Origin of the sequence: Pseudomonas sp. NC02, assembly GCF_002874965.1 — a bacterium.
Lineage (GTDB): Bacteria > Pseudomonadota > Gammaproteobacteria > Pseudomonadales > Pseudomonadaceae > Aquipseudomonas.
In genome coordinates this window covers 3,853,799-3,876,855 of the sequence record NZ_CP025624.1, presented here as the reverse complement: position 1 = coordinate 3,876,855, position 23,057 = coordinate 3,853,799, and the positions used below count along the sequence as shown (strand labels likewise).

Annotated in this window: 22 protein-coding genes; 15 read left to right on the top strand and 7 right to left on the bottom strand. The window is 61.4% G+C overall.

The genetic code is table 11. From position 1 onward, the window contains the following. Positions 1-32 precede the first annotated feature (32 nt). A complete protein-coding gene (locus C0058_RS18295) occupies positions 33-635 on the top strand; it encodes a VWA domain-containing protein (RefSeq protein ID WP_032898884.1) in 603 nt (200 codons plus the stop codon). Here C0058_RS18295 and C0058_RS18290 read toward each other — a convergent pair. After that, complete coding sequence (locus tag C0058_RS18290; RefSeq protein WP_008431991.1) at positions 592-1,578, bottom strand: DUF1853 family protein; 987 nt, start codon at positions 1,576-1,578, stop codon at positions 592-594. The genes C0058_RS18295 and C0058_RS18290 overlap by 44 nt on opposite strands. 143 nt (positions 1,579-1,721) lie before the next feature. On the opposite strand from C0058_RS18290, the gene C0058_RS18285 reads away from it, so the two are divergent. Genes C0058_RS18285 through pepN form a run of 6 tightly spaced genes read left to right on the top strand, consistent with a single transcriptional unit; the run spans position 1,722 to position 8,229 of the window. Next, complete coding sequence (locus C0058_RS18285) at positions 1,722-2,612, top strand: NAD(+) kinase (RefSeq protein WP_003217892.1); 891 nt, start codon at positions 1,722-1,724, stop codon at positions 2,610-2,612. Then, on the top strand, positions 2,609-3,583 hold the full coding sequence (locus C0058_RS18280) for a metallophosphoesterase (protein ID WP_161635726.1): 975 nt from the start codon (positions 2,609-2,611) through the stop codon (positions 3,581-3,583). Before C0058_RS18285 ends, C0058_RS18280 begins: the two co-directional genes overlap by 4 nt. Next, positions 3,580-4,455, top strand: coding sequence for a rhomboid family intramembrane serine protease (locus C0058_RS18275; RefSeq protein ID WP_008431996.1), 876 nt, complete (start codon positions 3,580-3,582; stop codon positions 4,453-4,455). The genes C0058_RS18280 and C0058_RS18275 overlap by 4 nt, the downstream gene beginning before the upstream one ends. Positions 4,456-4,470: 15 nt before the next feature. Then, complete coding sequence (locus C0058_RS18270; RefSeq protein WP_003217900.1) at positions 4,471-4,731, top strand: YeaC family protein; 261 nt, start codon at positions 4,471-4,473, stop codon at positions 4,729-4,731. Then, entirely contained in the window at positions 4,728-5,558 is an 831-nt protein-coding gene (locus C0058_RS18265) for a DUF2797 domain-containing protein (RefSeq protein WP_003217902.1), read from the top strand. Before C0058_RS18270 ends, C0058_RS18265 begins: the two co-directional genes overlap by 4 nt. A 13-nt stretch (positions 5,559-5,571) precedes the next feature. Next, complete coding sequence (gene pepN, locus C0058_RS18260; RefSeq protein WP_102369260.1) at positions 5,572-8,229, top strand: aminopeptidase N; 2,658 nt, start codon at positions 5,572-5,574, stop codon at positions 8,227-8,229. Positions 8,230-8,350: 121 nt separating this feature from the next. On the opposite strand, the gene C0058_RS18255 is transcribed toward pepN, so the two are convergent. Continuing rightward, positions 8,351-9,406, bottom strand: coding sequence for an aldo/keto reductase (locus C0058_RS18255; RefSeq protein ID WP_102369259.1), 1,056 nt, complete (start codon positions 9,404-9,406; stop codon positions 8,351-8,353). A 182-nt stretch (positions 9,407-9,588) separates the two neighbouring features. Between C0058_RS18255 and C0058_RS18250 the strand changes: the two genes are divergently transcribed. From C0058_RS18250 to C0058_RS18235, 4 genes are all read left to right on the top strand, one after another. Continuing rightward, positions 9,589-10,305: a YafY family protein gene (locus C0058_RS18250; RefSeq protein WP_032898885.1), complete on the top strand. Its 717-nt coding sequence runs from the start codon at positions 9,589-9,591 to the stop codon at positions 10,303-10,305. Between the two features lie 52 nt (positions 10,306-10,357). Continuing rightward, on the top strand, positions 10,358-10,699 hold the full coding sequence (locus tag C0058_RS18245; RefSeq protein ID WP_008432007.1) for a nuclear transport factor 2 family protein: 342 nt from the start codon (positions 10,358-10,360) through the stop codon (positions 10,697-10,699). Positions 10,700-10,721: 22 nt separating this feature from the next. Next, complete coding sequence (gene zapE, locus C0058_RS18240) at positions 10,722-11,855, top strand: cell division protein ZapE (protein WP_102369258.1); 1,134 nt, start codon at positions 10,722-10,724, stop codon at positions 11,853-11,855. A 91-nt stretch (positions 11,856-11,946) separates the two neighbouring features. Next, positions 11,947-12,438 carry a GNAT family N-acetyltransferase gene (locus C0058_RS18235; RefSeq protein ID WP_008432012.1) on the top strand — a complete coding sequence of 164 codons (492 nt, stop codon included), beginning with the start codon at positions 11,947-11,949 and terminating at the stop codon, positions 12,436-12,438. A 98-nt stretch (positions 12,439-12,536) separates the two neighbouring features. Here the strand turns inward: C0058_RS18235 and C0058_RS18230 are convergent, their stop codons facing one another. The 4 genes from C0058_RS18230 to C0058_RS32670 all read right to left on the bottom strand — a co-directional run bounded on the left by C0058_RS18230 (position 12,537) and on the right by C0058_RS32670 (position 17,378). Further along, entirely contained in the window at positions 12,537-12,752 is a 216-nt protein-coding gene (locus tag C0058_RS18230) for a hypothetical protein (RefSeq protein WP_003217916.1), read from the bottom strand. A gap of 150 nt (positions 12,753-12,902) precedes the next feature. Beyond that, positions 12,903-15,152: a TonB-dependent siderophore receptor gene (locus tag C0058_RS18225; RefSeq protein WP_102369257.1), complete on the bottom strand. Its 2,250-nt coding sequence runs from the start codon at positions 15,150-15,152 to the stop codon at positions 12,903-12,905. Positions 15,153-15,307: 155 nt separating this feature from the next. Then, positions 15,308-17,047: a phosphoethanolamine transferase CptA gene (locus C0058_RS18220; protein ID WP_102369256.1), complete on the bottom strand. Its 1,740-nt coding sequence runs from the start codon at positions 17,045-17,047 to the stop codon at positions 15,308-15,310. A 154-nt stretch (positions 17,048-17,201) separates the two neighbouring features. Continuing rightward, entirely contained in the window at positions 17,202-17,378 is a 177-nt protein-coding gene (locus tag C0058_RS32670) for a DUF6026 family protein (RefSeq protein WP_158660300.1), read from the bottom strand. Between the two features lie 244 nt (positions 17,379-17,622). Between C0058_RS32670 and gnd the strand changes: the two genes are divergently transcribed. From gnd to C0058_RS18205, 3 genes are read left to right on the top strand one after another with little or no spacing between them, the layout of a single operon-like run. Then, positions 17,623-18,630 carry a phosphogluconate dehydrogenase (NAD(+)-dependent, decarboxylating) gene (gene gnd / locus C0058_RS18215; protein ID WP_256579633.1) on the top strand — a complete coding sequence of 336 codons (1,008 nt, stop codon included), beginning with the start codon at positions 17,623-17,625 and terminating at the stop codon, positions 18,628-18,630. After that, entirely contained in the window at positions 18,627-20,150 is a 1,524-nt protein-coding gene (gene zwf / locus C0058_RS18210; RefSeq protein ID WP_003217928.1) for a glucose-6-phosphate dehydrogenase, read from the top strand. Before gnd ends, zwf begins: the two co-directional genes overlap by 4 nt. Then, positions 20,147-20,971: an HAD family hydrolase gene (locus tag C0058_RS18205; protein WP_003217930.1), complete on the top strand. Its 825-nt coding sequence runs from the start codon at positions 20,147-20,149 to the stop codon at positions 20,969-20,971. Before zwf ends, C0058_RS18205 begins: the two co-directional genes overlap by 4 nt. Before the next feature lie 137 nt (positions 20,972-21,108). On the opposite strand, the gene C0058_RS18200 is transcribed toward C0058_RS18205, so the two are convergent. Beyond that, the gene (locus C0058_RS18200; RefSeq protein ID WP_003217933.1) at positions 21,109-21,369 is read right to left on the bottom strand and encodes a hypothetical protein; all 261 of its coding nucleotides are present in this window, start codon (positions 21,367-21,369) and stop codon (positions 21,109-21,111) included. Between the two features lie 343 nt (positions 21,370-21,712). Between C0058_RS18200 and C0058_RS18195 the strand changes: the two genes are divergently transcribed. Continuing rightward, complete coding sequence (locus tag C0058_RS18195; protein WP_102369255.1) at positions 21,713-23,041, top strand: sigma-54 dependent transcriptional regulator; 1,329 nt, start codon at positions 21,713-21,715, stop codon at positions 23,039-23,041. The last annotated feature ends 16 nt before the right edge of the window (positions 23,042-23,057 follow it).

Genomic DNA, 23,057 nt, shown 5'->3' with positions numbered 1-23,057 from the left:
CGGGGGCGGATGCACGGCCCAAGGCGGGTCGACTGAACAAGGGCCGGCGAGGCCAGGCGCGCAGCGCGGCCGAAGGTTCGATCAACTGGCCGGGTACCTTGCTCGGCGGGCGGCCGCAACGCCGCGAAGATTTGCTGTATCAACTGCGTAGCCGTACGCCCCATGAGCTGTGGCTGGTGATTGTCGATGCTTCGGCCTCCACCCGGCGGCATCAGGCGCTTAGCGATGCCAAGGGATTACTGGCCCAACTGTTCGACGATGCCTATCGACAGCGGGCGCGCATGGCGTTGCTCACCGCGAGCGGGCAATCGCCAAAGTGGCAGGTGCAGGGATTAAAGGCGGCAAAAGGGCTTGGTCATTGGCTTGATGGCCTCGGTGCAGGCGGTGGCACGCCATTGTTGGCAGCGCTGAACGAAGCGGGGCACTGGTTGGCGGCTCGTCGCAAGCGTTACCCGGTGGAGCAGCAGCGGTTGCTGGTGATCACCGATGGGCGGCTGAAGGATGTGGCGGGTTTGCCGCCGCTGGACTGCCCGGGTTTGCTGGTGGACATCGAGCGCGGCCCGATTCGGTTGGGCCGTTCAAAGCAGCTGGCTATGGGGTTACAGATTGACTATCGGCATATCGATAACCTGTAAGCGCCGGCACGTTCGGCCAAAGATCCGCCACCAGAAACAACCGTTCGGCTTCTTCCCATTCGCCTTCGCTGTTTTCCACCAGGCGCACCAGCAACTGCGCGGGCGCCATGGGGTCCAGTTCGGTTAGCCAGTGCTGCATCCGGGCCGCGTCCCAGGCTTCGTCTGCCGGGTAGTGCGCCGGCGCCAGCCATGCGTGGCGGGGCAGCGGTTGCCAGCGTCCTGCCGGGCTTTGCTCGATAAACCTCGACCAATCGCGCTGATGCAGCCAGCGGCCATTCAGGTGTTGGGGATGCGCGCCCTGGGGGGCCTGCGCCATGCCCGGCCATGGGTAGAGCAGATACCCGCCCAGCCACAGATGGGCATCAAAAGCCTGGATATCGAGCGCGGCCAGGACTTCGCGGCTCTCCGGCCGGGCGGAAATCGGCAGTTGGTGCTGGGCCAGGTGCGCCAGCTTGCGGTCGAGCCGGTCATGACAGCCGGGGCCGAGCCATTGCGCGGTGTCCCGGCCATTACCGTCCTGGGGCCCGAGGTAGAGTTTGATCGCCAGTTCCAGATGATGCACACCGTCACGGTCGCGCAGCAGCATGTCCAGCTCGCCCAGGGTATGCCCGGCCTGGCGGATCGGCAGGTTGGCCGCCAGCAGCTCCACGCCCGGCGCATGCTGCACGGCGAATTGCCACAGCCGTTCGTAATACAACCCCAGCCGGCGGGTGCGTGCCTGGCTCAGCCAATGCAGCAAGGCACTGCTGTCCTGGTCCAGCTGGCGCAGCCACTGCTCCAGCAAATGCGGGGCCTGCACCCAGTCGCTGCCGGTCAGCGGGTGGCGTTGTGGCCACGGCGTTTGCGCGAGCATCGGCGGGGCGAGCATCACCCACGCGAGATCGCGCACCTCGGGGTGACGCAGTTGGCGGGGCAGGTGCTGCAAATCAGGGAACAGGGTCATGGTCCGAGCATAGCCTTTTACAGCCGGGAAGGGGGCTGAGAACCGTTGTCGTCTGGGGTTTGCGGCGACAAAGGATTTTGTGTAACGCCGGCTTTCGCCCATAATCGTTCTTTTTTGCAGAACCCGAACCCCGCAGGAGCCCCATGGAGCAATTTCGCAATATCGGCATTATCGGTCGCCTGGGCAGTACCCAGGTGCTGGACACCGTCCGCCGACTGAAAAAGTTTCTGCTCGAGCGCCACCTGCACGTGATCCTCGAAGACACCATCGCTGAAATCCTCCCGGGCCATGGCCTGCAGACCTCGTCGCGCAAGATGCTCGGTGAAGTCTGCGACATGGTGATCGTGGTGGGCGGCGACGGCAGCCTGCTGGGCGCCGCCCGGGCGCTGGCGCGGCATAACGTGCCGGTGCTGGGGATCAACCGTGGAAGCCTGGGGTTCCTCACCGATATTCGCCCCGACGAGCTGGAAGTCGAAGTGGCCAAGGTGCTGGACGGCCATTACCTGGTGGAAAACCGCTTCCTGCTGCAAGCCGAAGTGCGCCGCCACGGCGAAGCCATCGGCCAGGGCGACGCCCTCAACGATGTGGTGCTGCACCCCGGCAAGTCGACGCGGATGATCGAGTTCGAGTTGTACATCGACGGCCAGTTCGTGTGCAGCCAGAAGGCCGACGGCCTGATCGTCGCCACGCCGACCGGGTCCACGGCCTACGCGCTGTCGGCCGGTGGGCCGATCATGCATCCCAAGCTGGATGCCATTGTGATCGTGCCGATGTATCCCCATATGTTGTCCAGCAGGCCTATCGTGGTCGATGGCAACAGTGAGCTGAAAATCGTGGTGTCAAAAGACATGCAGATCTACCCGCAAGTCTCCTGCGACGGGCAGAACCATTTCACCTGCGCCCCCGGTGACACCATCACCGTGAGCAAAAAGGCACAGAAGTTGCGGTTGATCCACCCGCTGGACCACAACTACTACGAAGTGTGCCGGACCAAGCTGGGCTGGGGCAGCCGCTTGGGGGGTGGAGGCGACTGATGCTCGATCCCGCGCGTAGCTACGACCTGATTGGTGACGTGCACGGTTGCGCTCATACCCTTGAGCACTTGCTCGACCGATTGGGTTACCACAAGCAGGGCGGTACCTGGCGGCATCCGTCGCGAATGGCCGTGTTCCTCGGCGATATCATCGACCGTGGCCCGCGCATTCGCGAGGCGCTGCATATCGTCCACGACATGACCGAGGCCGGCCAGGCACTGTGCATCATGGGCAACCATGAGTTCAACGCGCTGGGCTGGAGCACGCCCGCCGCCCCAGGCAGCGGCAAGCAGTTTGTGCGCGAGCACACGCCACGCCACGCGCGGTTGATCCACGAGACCCTGACCCAGTTCGAACAGCACCCGGCAGACTGGCACGATTTCCTCGGCTGGTTCTATGACATGCCGCTGTTTGTCGACGCCGGGCGATTCCGCGTAGTGCACGCTTGCTGGGACAACGGCTTTATCGAGCCCCTGCGCGCGCATTTCCCGGATGGCTGCATCGACGAACACTTCCTGCAAGCCGCCGCCGTGCCCGGCAGTTTCGCCAGCAATGCCTTCGACCGCCTGTTGCGCGGTACCGACATGCGCCTGCCGGACGGCTTGACCCTGACCGGCGGCGACGGCCTGACGCGCTCGTTCTTCCGTACCAAGTTCTGGGAAGACGACCCGAAGACCTACGGCGATATCGTGTTCCAGCCCGATGCGCTGCCGGAACCTGTGGCCGCCACGCCGCTGTCGTCCACTGAAAAGAATTCCCTGCTGCGCTACGGCGTCGACGAGCCATTGCTGTTCGTCGGCCACTACTGGCGCAGCGGCAAACCGGCGCCGATCCGCCCGAACCTGGCCTGCCTGGACTACAGCGCGGTGCTGTACGGCAAGCTGGTGGCGTACCGGCTGGATCAGGAAACCCGCCTGGACCCGCGTAAATTTGTTTGGGTCGATGTCGAGCGCCCTGAGGTTATTTCATGAGTACCGTTGCTGTATTACGCCTGCCGCTGGCGGTGGATTTGAGTGGTTTCGTCAAGCTTCTGCAACGCATGCAAGTGCCCCATCGCGTCAGCGAAGAAGCCGGGGAGCAGGTGCTGTGGGTGCCTGACTCCATCAGTGAAGACGTGAAGGTCCTGTACCAGCGCTTTCCGGCCGGTGACCCGGACCAGCAACTGGACATTCCCGAGCAGGCGACGTCGACCAGGCGTCCCGGGTTTGCCCAGCAGCTTCGCCACAGCCCGGTGACCGCGTTGGTGTTGCTGCTGAGCATCATCGTCGGCGCCGTTACGTTGCTGGGGGATAACCTGCAAGCCATGAGCTGGCTGACGTTCCTGCCGTTCAGCGTGGCAGGCGAGTACATCCGTTTCACGCCATTGACCGACAGCCTGGCGTCGGGACAGTGGTGGCGCCTCGTCACGCCGATGTTGATCCACTTCGGCATCCTGCACCTGGCCATGAATGGCATGTGGTACTGGGAACTGGGGCGACGCATCGAGTTGCGCCAGGGCAGTATCAACCTGCTGGGCCTGACCCTGCTGTTCAGCCTGGTGTCGAACTACGCTCAATACTATTTTGGTGGTCCCGGCCTGTTTGGCGGGTTGTCCGGCGTGCTGTATGGCTTGCTCGGGCATTGCTGGATCTATCAGTGGGTGTCGCCGAATCCGGTGTATCGCCTGCCTCGCGGGGTGTTGGTGATGATGCTGGTGTGGCTGGTGCTGTGCCTGTCGGGCCTGGTCTCGATGATCGGCTTCGGCGAAATCGCCAACGCGGCCCACGTGGGTGGCCTGGTGATGGGTTGCCTGACCGGTTTGTTGGGTGGCTTGTACAGCCGCCGCAAAATGTCTCCTATTTAGTTAAGGAAGAGTCTTATGTCCTCTTTTGTCGAAATGATCGAAAACATCACCCCGGACATCTACGAGAGCCTCAAGCTCGCCGTGGAAATCGGCAAATGGTCCGATGGCCGCAAGCTCACCGCCGAGCAGCGTGAATTGTCGTTGCAGGCGGTGATCGCCTGGGAGCTGCAGAACCTGCCGGAAGACCAGCGCACCGGCTACATGGGCCCGCAGGAATGCGCCTCCAAGTCGGCGCCGGTGCCGAACATCCTGTTCAAGTCGGATGCCATCCATTGATTGAGATTGGCCGTGGTGCAGTCAGCAAGATGTCGGCGCAGCTGGGTGAGCCGACCGTTCAATACGCGTTTCGCCTGGGCGACACCGAGGTGCCGGTCAATCCATTGATCGGCACTACCGTGCGCCTGGAATACCTCGGTGCGATCCATTGCACCCATTGCGGTCGCAAGACCAAGACCAGTTTCAGCCAGGGTTACTGCTACCCGTGCATGACCAAACTGGCCCAGTGCGACCTGTGCATCATGAGCCCCGAGCGCTGCCATTACGACGCCGGCACCTGCCGCGATCCGGCCTGGGGTGAAAAATTCTGCATGACCGACCACGTGGTGTACCTGGCGAACTCGTCGGGGATCAAGGTCGGCATCACCCGCGCCAGCCAGCTGCCGACCCGCTGGCTCGACCAGGGCGCCAGCCAGGCGCTGCCGATCATGCGCGTTGCCACGCGCCAGCAGTCGGGCTTCGTCGAGGACCTGTTCCGCAGCCAGGTGGCCGACAAGACCAACTGGCGCGCGCTGCTCAAGGGCGACGCGCAGGCCGTCGACCTTGCGCAGGTGCGTGACGAACTGTTCGCCAGCTGTGCCGAAGGCATGCTCGGTTTGCAGGAACGCTTTGGCCTGCAGGCCATCCAACCGGTGACCGACATCGAACCGATCGAAATCCGCTACCCGATCGAGCAGTATCCGACCAAGATCGTCAGCTTCAACCTGGACAAGAACCCGATTGCCGAAGGCACGCTGATGGGGATCAAGGGCCAATACCTGATCTTCGATACCGGCGTGATCAATATTCGTAAATACACGGCCTACCAGCTCGCCGTGCATCAGTAGAAGGACGACAGACATGCGCACCGAACAGCCGAAGATGATTTACCTGAAGGACTATCAGGCGCCGGACTACCTGATCGACGAGACGCACCTGACCTTCGAGTTGTTCGAGGACCATAGCCTGGTCCACGCGCAGCTGGTGATGCGCCGCAACCCCGAGCGCGGCGCCGGCTTGCCGCCGCTGGTGCTGGACGGGCAGCAGCTGGAGCTGCTGTCGGTGAACCTGGCCGACCAGGAACTGACCGACGCCGACTACCAGTTGAGCGACAGCCACCTGACCGTGCACCCCACCAGCGCGACCTTCACCCTCGACACCACGGTGAAGATCCACCCGGAAACCAATACCGCCCTGGAAGGCCTGTACAAATCCGGCGGCATGTTCTGCACCCAGTGCGAGGCCGAGGGTTTCCGCAAGATCACCTATTACCTCGACCGTCCGGACGTGATGAGCGTGTTCACCACCACGGTGATCGCCGAGCAACACAGCTACCCGGTGTTGCTGTCCAACGGCAACCCGATTGCTTCCGGCCCTGGCGAAGACGGCCGGCACTGGGCGACCTGGGAAGATCCGTTCAAGAAGCCGGCGTACCTGTTTGCACTGGTGGCCGGTGATTTGTGGTGTGTCGAAGACACCTTCACCACCATGACCGAGCGCACCGTGGCGCTGCGTATCTATGTCGAGCCGGAAAACATCGACAAGTGCCAGCACGCCATGAACAGCCTGAAGAAATCCATGCGCTGGGACGAGGAAGTCTATGGCCGTGAGTACGATCTCGACATCTTCATGATCGTCGCGGTCAACGACTTCAACATGGGCGCCATGGAAAACAAGGGCCTCAACATCTTCAACTCCAGCGCCGTGCTGGCCCGTGCCGAAACCGCCACCGACGCCGCGCACCAGCGAGTCGAGGCGATCGTTGCCCACGAATACTTCCACAACTGGTCGGGCAACCGCGTGACTTGCCGCGACTGGTTCCAGCTGTCGCTGAAGGAAGGCTTCACGGTGTTCCGTGATTCGCAGTTCTCTGCCGACATGAATTCGGCCACCGTCAAGCGCATCCAGGACGTGGCTTATCTGCGCACTCACCAGTTCGCCGAAGATGCCGGTCCCATGGCCCACGCGGTACGTCCGGACGGCTTTATCGAGATCTCCAACTTCTACACCCTGACCGTGTACGAAAAGGGCTCGGAAGTCGTCCGTATGATCCAAACCTTGCTCGGCGCCGAAGGGTTCCGCAAAGGCAGCGACCTGTACTTCGAACGCCACGACGGCCAGGCTGTGACCTGCGATGACTTCATCAAGGCCATGGAAGACGCCAACGGCGCTGACCTGACCCAGTTCAAGCGCTGGTACAGCCAGGCCGGTACGCCACGCCTGGCGGTGAGCGAGTCCTACGACCCGGTGGCTAAAACCTACAGCCTGACCTTCCGTCAAAGCTGCCCGGAAACCCCGGACAAGGTGGAAAAACTGCCGTTCGTGATTCCGGTTGAGCTGGGCCTGCTGGACGGGAAGGGCGCGGGCATCGCCTTGCGCCTGGCCGGTGAAACCGCTGCCGGCGCCACGTCCCGCGTGATCTCGGTGACCGAAGCCGAACAGACCTTCACCTTTGTCGACATCGCCGAGCACCCGCTGCCGTCGCTGCTGCGCGGCTTCTCGGCGCCGGTGAAGCTGAGCTTCCCGTATAACCGCGACCAACTGATGTTCCTGATGCAGCACGACAGCGATGGCTTCAATCGCTGGGACGCCGGCCAGCAGCTGTCGGTGCAGGTGTTGCAGGAGCTGATCGCCCAACATCAGCAGGGCAAGGCGCTGGTGCTGGATCAACGCCTGATCACTGCACTGCGCAGCGTATTGAGCGACGAAAGCCTGGACCAGGCGATGGTCGCCGAGATGCTCTCGCTGCCGAGCGAAGCCTACCTGACCGAAATCAGCGACGTGGCGGATGTCGACGCCATCCACGCGGCCCGCGAGTTTGCTCGCAAGCAGTTGGCCGACAACCTGTTCGAGGGCCTGTGGCTGCGTTACCAGGCCAATCGCGACCTGTCGAAGAAAACCCCGTACGTGGCCGAGGCGGAACACTTTGCCCGTCGCGCCTTGCAGAACATTGCGCTGTCGTACCTGATGCTCAGCGGCAAGCCGGAAGTGCTGGCGGCGACCCTTGAACAGTTCGACGCGTGCGACAACATGACCGAGCGCCTGACGGCCCTGGCGGTGCTGGTCAACTCGCCGTTCGAAGAAGAGAAAGCCAAGGCGCTGGCGGTGTTTGCCGAGAACTTCAAGGACAACCCGCTGGTCATGGACCAGTGGTTCAGCGTGCAGGCGGGCAATGGTTTGCCGGGCGCGCTGGAGCGGGTCAAGACGTTGATGCAGCACCCTGCGTTCAACATCAAGAACCCGAACAAGGTGCGGGCACTGGTGGGCGCGTTTGCCGGGCAGAACCTGATCAACTTCCACGCGGCGGATGGTTCGGGCTATCGGTTCCTGGCGGACCTGGTGATCCAGTTGAATGGCTTCAACCCCCAGATTGCTTCGCGGCAATTGGCGCCGTTGACCCGCTGGCGCAAGTACGACAGCGCGCGGCAGGCGCTGATGAAAGGCGAGCTGGAGCGGATTCGCGCTTCGGGCGAGCTGTCCAGCGATGTGTTTGAAGTGGTGAGCAAAAGCCTCGCTTAACTGAGGCTGAGTACTGCATCTGTGGCGAGGGAGCTTGCTCCCGCTGGAGTGCGCAGCGCTCCCAAGATTTTGGGGCCGCTACGCAGCCCAGCGGGAGCAAGCTCCCTCGCCACAACGGGTCTTAGATAACCGGCGGCCAGCGCAGGTCTTGTGCATCATCGTCCGTATAACGTGGGAAGCGCTCCGCGATCATCTCGTGGGGCACGCCCAGCGGTATCGCGCTGGCAGCATCCAGGCGGGCCACTTGCTCAGCCGAGAGTTGCACACTCAACGCACCCAGGGTGCCGTCCAGTTGTTCGCGGGTACGCGGCCCCAGGATCGGGATCAGCGCGGTGGTAGAACGACGGGCCTTTTCCCGCAGCCAGGCGATGGCGATGTGAGTCGGCGTGGCGTCCAGTTCACCGGCAACCGCCAGCAGGGTGTCGAGCACTGCGGTTTCCCGTGCGCTTTTTTCAGCGTGGACCAAAATCCCCAGCTTGCTGGCGCGGGTATCGTCCTGGCTGTTGCGGTACTTCCCGGTCAGAAAACCACCCCCCAGCGGTGACCATAAAGTCGCGGCCAGGCCCAGGGCCTCGGCCATGGGCAGCAGCTCGCGGTCAGCGGTGCGTTCGGCCAGGCTGTATTCGGTCTGGATCGCTACCAGGGGTGCAAAGCCGCGCACTTCAGCGAGCAGGTCGGCGCGGGCAATGCGCCAGGCGGGGAAGTTGGACAGCCCGGCGTAGTGGATCTTGCCGGCACGCACCAGGTCATCAAAACCCCGCAGGATCTCTTCCATCGGCGTGACGTTGTCGCTGATATGCGCCCAGAACAGGTCGATGTGGTCGGTGTTCAAGCGTTTCAGGCTTTCTTCGACGGCGCGCACCATGTTCTTGCGGTTGTTGCCAAGCTTGAGGGTGCCTTCGTCTTGAGGCTGGGTGCGCAGGGTGTATTTGCTGGCGATCACCAGGCGGTCGCGTTCCGAGGCAATGAACTCGCCGAGCAGTACTTCCGATTGGCCGAACTGGTAGCCGTTGGCGGTATCGAGGAAGTTTCCGCCGGCCTCCAGATAGCCGTCGTAGATTCGCTTGGACTCTTCGCGCTCGGCGCCGTGGCCCCAGCCTGTGCCGAAATTGGCGGTACCCAGGGCCAGCTCTGAAACCCGCAGGCCGCTGCGACGGCCAAAGACTTTATTGCGCATACCGAAACTCCTGACGCTGTGGTTGGTTTAAATGTTTCGCAACATCTATTAAATATGATGCTAGTCATATATTTCGTCAAGGGGCTTTTTTGGCGGCTGAAGGGAAGGGGGCCTGCTCCTGACACTTTCTGACGGAGGCCTCTGCTAAGCTGCACCACCTTTCTTTTTCGAGCATGATCAACGTGTCGCGTACCAGTCGTTTGTTGACCTTGTTGCAAGTCCTGCGGGGCAAAAAGCGCCCGGTGACGGCCGCCGTGCTGGCGGCAGAACTGGAGATTTCCGAGCGCACGCTGTACCGCGATATCGCCGAACTGACCGCGTTGGGCGCACCGATCTACGGCGAGGCGGGCGTGGGCTATGTGCTGCGTGCGGGCCTGTTTCTGCCGCCGCTGATGCTCAATGCCGACGAGACCGAAGCCATCGTGCTGGGCTTGCGGTATGTCGACCAGCGCGGTGATGACGTACTGAGCCAGGCGGCGGCCAATGCGCTTGCAAAGATCGCCGACGTGCTTGACCCGGCTGCCCAGGAAGCCTTGCGCAATCCGACGGTGCTGCCGGGCCCGCCAGGCTTCGGCTACCCGGAAAACCGCGTGCCGTTGAATGTGTTCCGCGAGGCCATTCGCGGCCAGGCCAAGCTGCACATCGACTACGCCGATGCCAGCCAGACCGCCAGCCAGCGCCTGATCTGGCCCCTGGCCCTGGGTTTTCTCAACGAAGTGCGGGTGATCGTCGCGTGGTGTGAATTGCGTGGGGCCTATCGCACCTTCCGCACCGACCGAGTGGCCGCCGCGCGCCTGCAAGGAGAACGTTATCCGGGGCGCCGCAGCGACTGGCTGCGGGGCTGGCGCAAGCTGATGGAACAGAACGAATCCGGGCCGTTCACTCCTGACAAGAACTGACACAACGCTGCTTTAGCATGGCTCCATAAATCACTAAAAAGGAGCTGTCACCATGTCCCAACCCACCCCTGAACTGGCCCCGGCTATTGCAACCTACATTGCTGCGGCGAATGCCGGCGACACCTCGCTGGTGGCCGACTGTTTCGCCGAAGATGCCAACGTGTTCGACGAAGGCGAGCACCGGGTAGGTACAGCCGCCATCGCCCGCTGGATGGAAGACACCGGGCGCCGTTACCAGCCCAGGGTCCAGGTGCTGAATGTGCAGCACCGCACGGGCAAGGTGCTGGTCAGCAACCTGATCACCGGCAGCTTTCCCGGCAGCCCGCTGGAGCTGCGCTATACCTTCCGCCTCAATGAACACGGCAAGATTGCCCGATTGGATATTTCCCTGTAGCCGTCATGGCATACTGCCGGGCATGACTTTCGACTCGCCACTTGCCGCCTATCAGCACGCCATCACCGAACAGGGTTTTGTCCCCGACGACGCCCAGCGCGAGGCGGTGCAAGCCCTGCAGGACTGCCATCAGGCCTTGCACCACGGCCATGGGCCCATCACCGGGGTGTACCTGTGGGGCCCGGTCGGCCGGGGCAAGACCTGGCTGATGGACCAGTTCTACCAAAGCCTGGGAGTGCCAGCGCGGCGCCAGCATTTTCATCACTTCATGGGCTGGGTGCACCAGCGTTCATTCCAGCTCACGGGCACCCACGATCCCTTGCAGGCCCTGGCCCGCGAACTGAGCCGGGAAGTGCGGGTGCTGTGTTTCGATGAGTTGTTCGTCAACGACATTGGTGACGCCATTATCCTCGGACGGCTGTTCCAGGTGATGTTCGAGGAAGGCGTGGTGATGGTCTGCACGTCCAACCAGCCACCGGACCAGCTGTACGCCGACGGTTTCAACCGGGATCGTTTCCTGCCGGGAATCGAAGCGATCAAACAGCATATGCGAGTGGTGGCAGTCGATGGCGGGGAGGATCATCGTCTGCACCCGGGCACCGCACTGCAGCGTTACTGGGTCGACCAGCACGACGCGTTGGCCGAGGTGTTTCGCCAGTTGAGCGCCGGACAGGCAGTGAGCAGCGACCCGGTTGCGGTCGGCTACCGTTCCATCGTGGCAGTGCAGTCCGGTGAAACCGTGCTGTGGTGTCGCTACGCCGATCTGTGTGAACAGCCGTTGGCGGCGATGGATTTCATGCTGCTGTGTGATCGGTTCAAGGCCATTTTGCTCGGCGAGGTGCCCAACCTCAGCGCGCAAAAGCGCCCGGGACGAATCGCCCGTGGCACCGAAGACGCTGCCGAACGGGTGGACGCCGGGGACCGGGAACTGCCGGAACTGTCGGTGCATGACGACAGCGTCCGGCGTTTCATCGCGCTGGTGGACGAGTGCTACGACCGCAAGGTGCCGCTGTACATCGAGGCCCGGGTGCCGCTGGAAAGCCTCTACACCGAGGGTTACCTGGAGTTTCCATTTCGCCGCACCCTGAGCCGCCTGCAGGAGATGCAACTGGCACGGTTTGGCGAGCCTGGCGCGCTTTCACGCGGGCAAATGTAGTTAATCTCCTTCATCTAATGCCTGCACCACGCTTACAATCGAGCCCTTTTATGGGGACCGAGTCCCTGTCGCACCGTCAACGAGGAAGGAAATGGACAGCGCAGACATCCTGGTGCTGCAAGCCAGCTACACCAATCCGGTACACGCCGAGGCCATTGGCCTGGTGCTCAATCATTACGCCGAAGACCCCATGGGCGGTGGCCACAGCCTGCCGGCCGACCGCTTGCAGCAACTGCCGGCAGAGCTGGCCAAGCGTGCCCACGCGTTCAGTGTGCTGGCCTTTGTCGGCGGTACGCCCGCCGGCCTGGTGAACTGCTTTGAAGGGTTTTCCACCTTTGCCTGCCGCCCGCTGGTCAACGTGCACGACGTGGTGGTGATGGATCAATTCCGTGGCCTGGGGCTGAGTCAGAAGATGCTGCAAAAGGTCGAGGAAATTGCTCGCCAGCGCGGTTGCTGCAAGATCACCCTCGAGGTGCTTGAAGGCAACGCCGTGGCGCAGTCGGCGTATCGAAAGTTTGGGTTTGATGATTCGGTATTTGATCCGCAACATGGCCGGATGTTGTTCTGGAGCAAGCCGCTTTAATTAATGTTTATTTAATTAAAGGCAAAAAAAGGCGCCAGCAAGTGGCGCCAAATTGACCTTGGCTATCAGAGCGGAATAGCACAGGTATTGCGGGTAAATCAGCTGTTCGGTGTGTTGGTAGTTTGGTCGGCCGTTGCCGGCTTTTCGGTCTTGCCGTCAGCCATTGCGGTTTGCTGGGCAGCACCGTGAGTCTGTTCCTGAACGAAGGTGAAGTTGTTGTAGAACTCCTTCGAACGCTCTGAGCCGCCTTCTGCAAAGGCGGCTACGGAAGTCATGGTCATCAGGCCGGCAAGGATAACAGTCGAAAATTTCATGGCAGTGTCTCAGTAAGTGTGTTGGGTCCGCGCGTTGTCATCAGCGGCGGGATGGGGAGACTGTGGGCCAATGATATTAAGTAAGGGTTAACCTCGCGCTGACCGAAAGTTAACGATTTCGTTAACTTCCAATCTTTAGCAGCGATGAATTCAGAGCTTCCAGTCCAGTGCAACGCTGATAGAGCGCGGGTCTCCCCAATACACGCCGTTATAGAAGCCGACGCGCTCGTAATATTTTTTATCAAATAGGTTGTTGATATTAAGTGACGCCGACAAGTGGTCATCGAACTCATAGCGCGACATCAGGTTGACCACGGTATAGGCCTGCTGGGTGATCCGGGTGCGCTCCCTGATCAGGGCTCCATTGGTGTCCCGGCCAACCGGGCGATAGGCGAAGTCGTAGAAGTCGCTTTGCCAATTCACCGCGCCGCCGACCGTCAGCGCGTGCCATTCGCCGGGCAGGCGGTAGGCCGTGGACACGCGCAGCAGGTTCAGCGGCAGGTGGGTGTTATTGCGCTGCTTGTCCCCGTTCAGGGAGTGGGTGTAGGTGTATCCGGCGGTCAGGTTCCAGTCGGGGCGCACCTCTCCGGACACCTCTACCTCGAAACCCTGAACCTTGTTGCCTTTGCCGCCGGATGTGAAGAACTGCTCACCGGTCTCCGGATCCGGTGGGGTCAAACTGTCCAGTTCCGCGACGTTGTCCTGTTTGCTCCAGAAGTACGCGGCCGCCAGGTTCAGGCGCTCTTCCAGCAGGCTGCCCTTGATGCCCACTTCATAGTTGCTGCCTACCACCGGCTCCAGGTATTGCTTGCCGGCGGTGCGTTCTTCCTGCGGGTTGAAGATATCGGTGTAGCTGGCGTAGACGGTGTACTCCGGGGTCAGGTCGTAGAGCAGGCCGGCGTAGGGTGTCCACATGTCGTTGTGGGTCTGGCTGGATTTTGACGTACCGAGGAACTGGTCAGTGTCCCTGTTGTAGTTGTAGGTGGTGCTCTCGATCTCCCAGCTGCCGTAGCGGCTGCCCAATACCGCATGCAGGCGATCGGTCAGGCTCAGGCGGGTGGCCAGGTAGCCGGCCTTTTGGCGGGTGCTGCCTTGTTCGCCCTTGAGGCCGGTGTTGGTGTCGGGGAATTTGCCGATCCCGCCCATGTGTTTCCAATCGTCGATGCTGGTGTAGTCCTTCGGCACCGCACCGCTGCGCAGGTGTGGCGAAGCGTCACGCTGCTCGGACTCGCCGTAACCCACCATCAATTCGTGCTCACGACCCAGCAGGGCATAGGACCCGGACAGGTTCAAGTCGACCACGTCCATTTTCGAGGTGCCGAGCATGTGGCTGGTCCAGGCGGTCATGCCGCTGCGGTCGGCATTCGGGAAGCCTGAGCCGCCGTAATAGACCTTGCCGTCGGTGTCGCTTTCACGGTGGGTATAGGCGGCCTTCAGGTGCCAGTCACCCGCCAGGCGGTGGTCGAGGGTAGCGAAGGTGGTTTCATCTTTCAGCGGCCAGGAACTCCAGTGGGCCGCGATGTTGGCGGAGCGGGGCAGCCTGGCTTTGCTGCCGTCGCTGTTCCAGTAGGGCAAGGTGCCCCACGCGGTGCCCTGCACATGCTTGTTCTGGTAATCGAAGCCCACCGCCAGCACCGTGTCGTCGGTCAGGTCGCCTTCGAGGATGCCGTAGCCGACTTCCCGTTGCAGCGCGTAGTTGTCGCGGTAGGACTGGCTGTCCCGGTAGGCAAGCACCGTACGGCCGCGCAGGCGCCCGTCAAATGCCAGGGGGCCGCCAACGTCCAGGTAGCTGTAGTAATTGTCGTGGGAGCCGCCACTGACGCCTGTCTTGGCCTGCCACTGTGCGGTCGGGCGTTTGCGCACCATGTTGACCGTGGCCGAGGGGTCGCCGGCGCCGGTGGTCAGGCCGGTGGCGCCGCGGACCACTTCGACCCGGTCGTAGATGATGGTGTCGGCATCGGACTTCATGCGGCCGAAGGTGTTGAGCATGCCGTCAATCTGGAAGTTGGTGATGCCGTAGCCGCGCGATGAATAGCCGACCCGGTCGGAGTCCAGGTGCTGCACCACCACGCCGGTGGTCTGGCGCATCACTTCGGTCAGGGTGTTGAGGTTGAAGTCGTCCATCTGCTGGCGGGTGATCACCGAGACCGACTGCGGGGTTTCCTTGATGGACAGGTTCAGCCGGGTGGCGGTGCCCATTGAGCCTGTGGTGTAGGCACCGGTGTGTTCGGTGTTGGCGCCAAGGCCTTCGGCGGTGATGCTGGTGCTGCCCAGTTCCAGGGCTTTGGCCGGCGCTTGGGATTCCTGGTCGGGGTCGTTTTCGGCCAGCAGGTCCGGGCTCAGCACCACGCTGAAGAGGCCCAGGGTCAAGGTCATGTAACGGGTAATAGGCGCGAACATCGCGGCGAACTCCTTGTCGTCTATGAAAAATGCCATTGGCTCAAAGACGAAAGGAGGCGGGGAACTTTAGCGCTAAACGAGAATAATTATTATCTTAACGTTGCAGCCAAATCGGGTTTCACCGCATTGCGCGGATGAAACCCGGGCGATTCAAGCTACTTGACGACCACGCTGGCGGCGTCTGGCTTGGGCTTGATCAGGCTGAAATCAATCAGCGGTTTTTGCTGGCGTGCATACGGGTCGCCAATCAGCCGTGGCCGAGGCTTGAAGCTGTCACTGACCAGGCTCTTGCTGTGGTCCAGTTCGTCGAAGCTCAACCCGGCCATGTCGGCCCAGGTATGGATCAGCTGCGAGCTGGTGTAAGGGCGCTGCAAGTCACCGGCAAAACTCCAGTCATGGCTTTCACGCCACTTGGGTGATGCGTAGGCCATGAACGGAATGGTGTACATCGGTGCTGTCGGCTTGCCTTCGTTGCGGCCCAGGGTGTTGTGGCCGGCCGAATCGAACACGTCTTCGCCGTGGTCGGAAAGGTACAGCAGGAAACCGTTCGGATCGGTCTTGGCGTAGTCCTTGATCAGGCTCGACACCACGAAATCGTTGTAAAGCACCGCATTGTCGTAGCTGTTGTAGGTCGGCAACTGTGCGTCGCTGACCCCCTCAGGCACGCCCTGGCGGTCGGTGAACTTGTCGAAGGTCGGCGGGTAGCGGTACTGGTAGCTCATGTGGGTACCCAGCAGGTGCACCACGATGAATTTGCGTTCGGCGGTGTCGGACATGGCCTTGGCAAAAGGCTCCAGCACGTCGCCGTCATACTGGCGCGCATTCTGGTTGCGGTTGTTGTTCAGGTACACCTGCTCGTCGGCCTGTTCGGAGAAGGTCGTGAGCATGGTGTTGCGCTTGGTCATGGTCTGCTGGTTGGTGATCCAGAAGGTCTTGTAGCCGGCCTGCTTCATCACGCTGACGATGGAGGGGGTCTTGAGGTACAGGTCCGGGTTTTCTTCGTCGGCGAAGGTCAGCACCTGTTGCAGCGCCTCGATGGTGTACGGGCGCGGGGTAATGACGTTGTCGAACACCGCCAGTTGGTCCCGCAGCTTGTCCAGTTCCGGCGTGGTGTTGCGCGGGTAGCCATACAGGCTCATGCGCTGGCGGTTGGTGGACTCACCGATCACCAGCACCAGGGTCGACGGCTGGCCGGCCATGCTGTCCTTGAGGTTGGTCAGGGGCGGGATCTTGCTGGCGCTGGTCAGCATGCCTTGCATGTTATCCAGTTGTTCGGTGTAGCGGCGGTAGGCGACGATCATCTGCCATGGCACTGCCGGCTCGATACGGGTTTCGAAGCGGTCGATGGCCAGTTCCATGGTCTCGCTCTTGGCGATCTGCTTGACCAGCGGGTAGCCGACGATGGCAATCACGATTGCGGCAGCCGCCAGCATGGCCTGGCCACGTGGCAGGTAAACCGGGCGTACGCGGGTCCACAGGAAAACGGCCATGGCGGTGTGGGCAATGAACGCCAGCACGATCCACCAGGCAAAGTATTGGGTGGCGTATTCGCCGGCTTCAGAGATGTTCGACTCGAACATGATGAAGATGACGCTTTGAGAGAATTCCTGCTGGTAGATGAAGAAATAACCCAGGCTGGCCATGGAACAGGCCCACAGCACCACGCCAATCAACCCCGCCACCAGGCGCGCGCGACGCGGGAACAACAGCATCGGCGCCAGCCACAGGGCGCTCATGAAGAATGCCTGGCGGAAACCACTGAAGCCGGAGGTGCCGGTCAGTTGGATCAGCAGTTGGGTAATGCCCGAGAAATACCAGAAGAACAGAAACATCCAGCCGAGGCCGGCCCAATCAAAACCTTTCGCAGACGTAGTGCTGCGTTTGAACATCGCCATCCAGCGCTCCAACCCGATAATTTCAGTGTCAACGCGCAGGGATGCACGCAAACAGAGGGCCTGCGCACGTAGCGCGGCCCTATTCGGCGGGAGTATCGGGAGGGGGATGTGAAAACTTCGTGAGTTATTCCTGAACGGTTCGTTCAGCCCACGTTCAGCAAAGTACGGGCTGGGTGCCGGACGGCTGATTGAGCTGGCCCTGCAGGTGCGAGCGCAGACGCATGACTTCCTGCTGCAGTTGGTCGCGCTCGTTTTTCAACTGGCGCAATTCATCGCGGCGAATGGTGACGTAGAGGGTCTGTGGCGGACGGGTCATGTGTGCAGTGCTCATTGCTTACCTCGCAAATAGCCGGTCTATCGCGGTGCCAGAGCGCTTGAATCGAGGCTCTCGGCAACAGTCGGGGCAATTCTGAATTCTTTTTTTAACGAAGGGAACTTTTTTATTTTTGATGGTCGTTGTGACTTTTAGCCCACTGAAGGCGAAAGGATGGCCACTTTTTGTCATGAAACTATGCCAATCCGCTCTGGACTAACCCTCATTAGCCTCATTGCGCTATAAACTGTGACACACATTTATTCGTAGTAAGGAGCATCAGCACATGCAACTGGGGATTATTGGACTAGGCCGCATGGGTGGCAACATTGCGCGGCGCCTGATGCTCAATGGGCATACCACCGTGGTTTACGACCGCAATGAAGCATTCGTAAAAGGTCTGGCAGGCGAGGGCGCCACGGGCGTTGCTGACCTGGCAGGCCTGGTGGCCGGGCTGCAAAAGCCCCGGGCGATCTGGGTGATGCTGCCGGCAGGCGACCCGACCGAGAACACCATTGAAGAACTAAGCCAACTGCTTGAAGACGGTGATGTGATCATCGACGGCGGCAACACCTTCTATAAGGATGACATCCGTCGGGCCAAGGCCCTGTCGGAAAAAGGCCTGCACTATGTCGACGTCGGCACCTCCGGCGGCGTCTGGGGCCTGGAGCGCGGCTACTGCATGATGATCGGCGGCGACGCCGAGACCGTTAAGCTGCTGGACCCGATCTTCGAAAGCCTGGCACCGGGCCTGGGCACCATCCCGCGTACCAAGGACCGTTCCGCCGCAGCGGACAGCCGTGCCGAGCGCGGCTATATCCACGCAGGGCCTGCCGGTTCCGGGCACTTCGTCAAGATGATCCACAACGGCATCGAGTACGGGATGATGCAGGCCTTCGCCGAAGGTTTCGACATCCTCAAGACCAAGAATTCGGAGAACCTGCCGCAAGACCAGCGCTTCGACCTGAATGTTGCCGATATCGCCGAAGTCTGGCGCCGCGGCAGCGTGGTGTCGTCCTGGCTGCTGGACCTGACCGCCGACGCCCTGGCCACCGATCCGAAGCTCGACGGGTATTCCGGCTCGGTCGCCGACAGTGGCGAAGGCCGCTGGACCATCGAGGCCGCCATGGAACAATCGGTACCGGTTCCGGTGCTGTCGAACTCGCTGTTCGCACGCTTCCGCTCCCGCCAGCAAAGTACCTACGGTGACAAAATGCTTTCTGCCATGCGCTTCGGCTTTGGCGGCCATGTGGAGACTCCCAAAAAATGACCGCCAACGGCAAGAAACCCAAGGCCGAACCCGCTCCGCCCACCACACTGTTTCTGTTTGGTGCCCACGGTGACCTGGTCAAGCGCCTGCTGATGCCGGCGCTGTACAACCTCAGTCGCGACGGGCTGCTGGGCGATGGCTTGCGCATTGTCGGCGTTGATCACAACGCCATCAGCGACGCCGATTTCGCTAAGAAGCTCGAGGACTTCATTCGCACCGAGGCCGCCAGCAAGGTCAAGGGCAATGCCGAGAACGCCCTGGACCCTGCATTGTGGGAACAGTTGGCCAAAGGCATCAGCTACGTCGAGGGTGATTTCCTCGACGACGGCACCTACGCCGATATCGGCAAGAAGATTGCCGACAGCGGTACTGGCAACGCGGTGTTTTACCTCGCCACTGCGCCGCGTTTCTTCGCCGAAGTGGTGCAGCGCCTCGGCGCGGCCGGCTTGCTGGAAGAAACCCCAGAGGCGTTCCGCCGGGTGGTGATCGAAAAGCCGTTCGGCTCCGACCTCGCCACCGCCGAAGCGCTGAACGCCTGCCTGCTCAAGGTGATGAGCGAAAAGCAGATCTACCGCATCGACCATTACCTGGGCAAGGAAACCGTCCAGAACATCCTCATCAGCCGTTTTTCCAATGTGCTGTTCGAGGCGTTCTGGAACAACCACTACATTGACCACGTACAAATCACCGCCGCCGAAACCGTCGGCGTGGAAACCCGTGGCAGTTTCTTCGAACACACCGGCACCCTGCGGGACATGGTGCCCAATCACCTGTTCCAGTTGCTGGCGATGGTCGCCATGGAACCGCCGGCTGCCTTTGGCGCCGACGCAGTGCGGGGCGAGAAGGCCAAGGTGATCGGGGCCATCCGGCCCTGGTCGCTGGAAGACGCACGGGCCAACTCGGTGCGTGGCCAGTACACCTCGGGTGAAGTCGGCGGCAAGCAGCTGCCGGGTTACCGCGAAGAGGCCAACGTTGCGCCAGACAGCAGCACCGAGACCTTCGTTGCCCTCAAGGTGTTGATCGACAACTGGCGTTGGGTGGGCGTGCCGTTTTACCTGCGCACCGGCAAGCGCATGAGCATCCGCGACACCGAGATCATCATCTGCTTCAAGCCGGCGCCTTACGCGCAGTTCCGTGATACCGAGGTCGATGAACTCAAGCCGACGTACCTGAAGATCCAGATCCAGCCGAATGAAGGCATGTGGTTCGACCTGCTGGCGAAAAAGCCCGGGCCGACCCTGGACATGGCCAACGTGGAACTGGGGTTTGCCTACAAGGACTTCTTCGAGATGCAGCCGTCGACAGGTTACGAAACCCTGATCTACGACTGCATGACCGGCGACCAGACCTTGTTCCAGCGCGCCGACAACATCGAGAACGGCTGGCGTGCGGTGCAGCCTTTTCTCGATGCGTGGAAGCAGGATGACGGCATCCAGGCTTACAAGGCGGGTGAGGACGGCCCGGCGGCGGCTGATGCTTTGCTGGCCCGCGATGGCCGTACCTGGCACAGCCTCGGATGAGTGACTTGCCGAGTCAACCCATCCGTTTTGTGTTGAGTGATATGGATGGCACGTTGCTGCATCCGGATCACAGCCTCAGCCAGCGCACCATTGATACGGTTCGCGCCTTGCGCGCGGCCGGGGTGTTTTTCAGCCTGGCCAGCGGGCGACCGCCCAAGGCCATGCGTCAGCAGGTCGAAGCGCTGGGCATCGATGTGCCGATTGCCGGCTTCAACGGCGGCACGCTGGTCAATCCCGACGGCAGTATTCTGGTGGCGCATCACTTGCCGGCAGAAGCGGCGCTGGTGGCGTTGGCCTTGTTTACGCCGCAGCCGGACGTTGAAGTCTGGCTGTTTGCCGACGGCGACTGGCTGCGTCGCGATCCCGGCGGACCGATGGCGGTTCGCGAGGAGCACGGCCTGGGCTATGGGGCGATCGTGGTGGAGAGCTTCGAGCCGTATCTGGATCGGGTCGACAAGATTGTTGCGGCCAGTACCAATACCCAGCTGCTGATGGAGCTTGAGGCGCAGTTGCAGCCCAGGGTCGAGGGATTGGCCCAGGTGTCGCGTTCGCAGCCGGTGTTCCTGGATGTCACCGCCATGAAGGCCAACAAGGGTGAAGCGTTGAGAACCCTTGCGGCGCACCTCGGTGTGCCACTGCAACAGACAGCCGCCATCGGTGATGGCGGCAATGACCCGGCGATGTTTCATGTGGCGGGGTTGTCGATTGCCATGGGCCAGGCAGAAGAGGTGGTCAAGCGCCAGGCCAGCGTCGTGACCGGCAGCAATGTCGATGACGGTGCGGCGGAAGCCATCGAGCGGTTTATTCTCTCGGCCTATTGATCGGTAACCACACTAATAAGTAGTCAGCTATGCAAAGTTGCAACTTGCATGGCTGACTGTCCACTTGAGTTAGTGCGGGTCAATATATTGCGCAGCCGGGCGGCACACTTTCGGGTGCCGTCTCACGCACGCTTCAGTTACTTGGGCATTGCCCAGGATTGCAACTGGTAGCCATCTTTGTCGAGTTCGGCACGGGCCTGCAACAGCAAGTTCTCAAGCTGTGCCGGGTCGGTATAAGTGCTGGAAGACAGCTGCTTGCTACCGATGCGGGTATTGGTGCGGTCGATGACGCTCAGGCTCAGGGCGCCGTTGCCGTCGTGCCAGGCCACACATTGAAAGGGCTGGAAGGCGCGGTCTGCGATCAAAAGAGCTTCGTTGATGCGGAGCGGGGCGTTCATGGGGTCTTCTCTCTAAATGCCCATTCAAGTGGAAGCCGTTGGTTGGGCGTGCCTAACGACTGGTTACTTGTACTGATGCACGATCACCGGGTGCGGGTCACATGTTAGAAGAAGATTTTTTAACTTTCCCTGATTAAAGTCATGTAAGGGGCTATTTTGAAAGCCTCATGAAAGTTACGCCGCGGCAATTGACCGCACCCGACTGACGCAAAAGACCCGGTTCGTTCGCAACTTATAGCGAATCGGTACAAAGGCCGCGTCAAGATCTTGCTAGGGTTACCAACAGACTTTGCAAATGGCTGTTTTTAAATAACTTTAACGATTTTGACGCCAAGGAATAGTCATGGTTGTTACACCTGCCCCGCGCCGCCTGCTTGTGGTCGATCCCTGTGATGACTGCCACCGGCTATTGCCCGGTTTGCGCGCAGCGGGGTGGGACGTGGACAGCTGCGCCCTCGAGTCGGTGGGTGAGCGCTCCTGTGACGTGGGTTTGTTGCGCCTGCAGCCGTTTCACCTGGAGCGACCCGAAGCGGTCAAGGAACTGATCAGCCGCAGCGGCACCGAGTGGATTGCGGTGCTTAACCAGGAAGTGCTGCGCCTGCAGAATGTCGGCGATTTTGTCTGTGAGTGGTTCTTCGACTTCCATACCTTGCCGTTTGATGTGTCACGGGTGCAGGTCACCCTGGGCCGCGCCTTCGGCATGGCGCGCCTGCGGGGCAAGGGCAACAACGCGCCTGCGGGCCAGCCGGAACACGAGTTGCTGGGGGACAGCCGTCCCATCCGGGAACTGCGCAAGCTGCTCGCCAAGCTGGCGCCCACTGAGTCCCCGGTGTTGATCCGTGGCGACAGCGGCACCGGCAAGGAATTGGTCGCGCGTACCTTGCATCGCCAATCCCAGCGCCATGCCAAGCCGTTTGTGGCGATCAATTGCGGGGCGATTCCCGAACACCTGATCCAGTCCGAACTGTTCGGCCATGAGAAGGGCGCCTTCACCGGCGCCCATCAGCGCAAGGTGGGGCGGATCGAGGCGGCGCACGGCGGCACCTTGTTTCTCGATGAAATCGGCGACTTGCCCATGGAGCTGCAAGCCAACCTGCTGCGTTTTCTCCAGGAAAAACAGATCGAGCGAGTCGGCGGCAGCCAGCCGATTGCGGTGGATGTACGCGTGTTGGCGGCCACCCACGTCGACCTGGAAGCCGCGGTGGCAAAGGGTACTTTTCGCGAAGACTTGTATTACCGGCTCAACGTCCTGCAAGTGGTCACCGCGCCGTTGCGCGAGCGCCACGGTGACGTGGCGATGCTGGCCAACCATTTTTCACACTTCTACAGCCAGGAAACCGGCCGCCGTCCCCGCAGCTTCAGTGAAGACGCACTGGTGGCCATGGGCGAGCACGGTTGGCCGGGCAATGTGCGCGAGTTGGCCAACCGCGTGCGGCGAGGCCTGGTACTGGCGGAAGGGCGGCAAATCGAAGCCGTTGATCTGGGATTGCAGAGCCAGCAGGCAATCGCGCTGCCGATGGCTACACTGGAGGATTACAAGCACCGTGCCGAACGCCAGGCACTGTGCGATGTGCTCAACCGGCACAGCGACAACCTGAGTGTCGCGGCGCGTGTGCTGGGGGTTTCCCGGCCGACGTTCTACCGGTTGCTGCACAAACACCAGATCCGCTAGGGCGGGTAAACCGAAA